Source organism: Desulfogranum japonicum DSM 18378 (genome assembly GCF_000429945.1).
In the GTDB taxonomy this organism is placed as follows: domain Bacteria; phylum Desulfobacterota; class Desulfobulbia; order Desulfobulbales; family Desulfobulbaceae; genus Desulfogranum; species Desulfogranum japonicum.
The window spans coordinates 1-1,774 of record NZ_AUCV01000115.1; the positions used below are offsets into that span (position 1 = coordinate 1).

At 37.1% G+C, this 1,774-nt stretch carries 3 protein-coding genes; 1 reads left to right on the top strand and 2 read right to left on the bottom strand.

Annotated elements, in window-relative coordinates; translation table 11 throughout:
- On the top strand, window positions 1-473 hold a 473-nt coding region (locus G493_RS30845), incomplete at its 5' end, for a recombinase family protein (RefSeq protein WP_035275742.1).
- 38 nt (window positions 474-511) lie between these two features.
- On the opposite strand, the gene G493_RS0122565 is transcribed toward G493_RS30845, so the two are convergent.
- Together G493_RS0122565 and G493_RS0122575 are read right to left on the bottom strand one after the other, a co-directional pair.
- The gene (locus G493_RS0122565) at window positions 512-823 is read right to left on the bottom strand and encodes a hypothetical protein (RefSeq protein ID WP_028582175.1); all 312 of its coding nucleotides are present in this window, start codon (window positions 821-823) and stop codon (window positions 512-514) included.
- 284 nt (window positions 824-1,107) lie between these two features.
- The gene (locus tag G493_RS0122575; protein WP_161629877.1) at window positions 1,108-1,641 is read right to left on the bottom strand and encodes a tyrosine-type recombinase/integrase; all 534 of its coding nucleotides are present in this window, start codon (window positions 1,639-1,641) and stop codon (window positions 1,108-1,110) included.
- Window positions 1,642-1,774: the final 133 nt, after the last annotated feature.

Sequence of the window (1,774 nt, forward strand, 5' to 3'; positions counted from 1 at the left end):
CGGCACTCAAATCAAACGTCAGAAAGCTGGGTGGGACAATAATTATCTTGCTAAGGTATTGTTTGGCTGACATTACCCATGCGATTGCCCTGGGTCGGAGCGTTGGTCAAATCATCACCATCATGGATGAACTTATCAAAAAAAAGGTGAAGGTAATCTTTATCAAGCAAGGAATGACTGTTAACGGCAAAAATGACATCCAAAGCAAAACTATGATTACTCTCTTTGGTTTATTTGCCGAGATCGAGAGGGATTTGATTTCAGAACGGACAAAAGCTGGTTTGGCGCGTGCAAAAGCTGAAGGAAAACTTATTGGTCGCCCCAAAGGATTAGGGAAATCTCGTCTTGACGGCAAAGAAGATGAAATCAAGGAATTTTTAAAGAAAGGTGTAAGTGTCTCCAGTATTTCAAAAATCTTCAGCGTATCGTGGCCATGTGCAAATCACTTCATAAAATCAAGGAAACTGAAATAATAAGTTTTGCCACCTTAAGCACTTGGGTATCAACCCAATCAAATTTTAACTTGGCAATATTTTTGACTCAAATTTTTGATATCCACAAAGAATTGAGTGCTATCTGCTGAAGAATCTAGCCATAAATCAGAAGAAACCATCTTTTCGTTTAACAACAATGTTTTAATATTTTTACACAATTCAATAACCTCATCTTCAGTATGGTGTGGTTTATCCAAACTATCCATTGAAAAAGTGCTATATAACTTCCCATCTCTCCACTCTTCTCCCAAAAGAAAAAGTACGGCATCAGCCAGATCATCATCGCCACGATCTCGATATTTTTTCTCTAATTTACTATGAGAAGACATTCCACACCTCACTAATCGGATAATAGTTCCTTAAACATTGCTGAACATGAGCGATTGGTAGTATTTCACAAAAAAATAAACCTTCTGGATACTGTAACATATCAACAGAAGGTTTCAAAAATTTTAAAGTTTAAAGAGTTAACCAAATAGGCTTGATATCCACCATCCAGACAGAAACCCTGAGATGAAATGAAGATCAAGGATCCAGTTTACAAGAATGATGCCAGTTGCCGTTAGAGCGGCAAATAACGCAGTTTTCACCTGAGCCATATAACCTCCCTACATCAACACCAGTGCAGCCGTTCAACTAAATCAACCTTTTCTGTAGTACGAAGGTAATAATCTAAATTGACCAAACTCTTATGACGACTGTAAGTCTTTGTTTTTGCGATGTCATAACCTGTCATTTCATAGATTTTACTCACAAAACATTTCCTAAAAGAGTGAGTATTTACCCTACCTTGAAGATTTAACCTCTTAGCGGTTTTCTTGATTACAGTACTTGCTAACTGTCTAGTAATTGATTTATTTTTTCCTTTTTGAGACAGGAATAACGGCAAGTCTGACGTGATTTTAATTCCTTTATCCCTGTACCATTCTTCTAAATCATCGATAGATCGTTTGTATTCATCCGGTATCGGGAAACCAATATTCTCTGAGCCTTTTTGTGAATTGATATACAAGACTTCTCCTTCAACATCACCAAAAGTAAGAGTCAATGCTTCAGATATACGGGTTCCATAGGTGAGACAGGTAAGAAATAGCAAGCGATCCCTAACACCAAGTTCATTTAACCCAAGTTCGTGACGATTGATCAATATTTATCGTAAATACAGCTATTTGCCGATTCAGCATATGCCGTTATGGCACTACTTTTTTTCTTATTCTGTGAGCAGTTACTTTTTATTCATATTGTTGTCTTCACCTGCTTACCTGGTAGATTTTGCACTC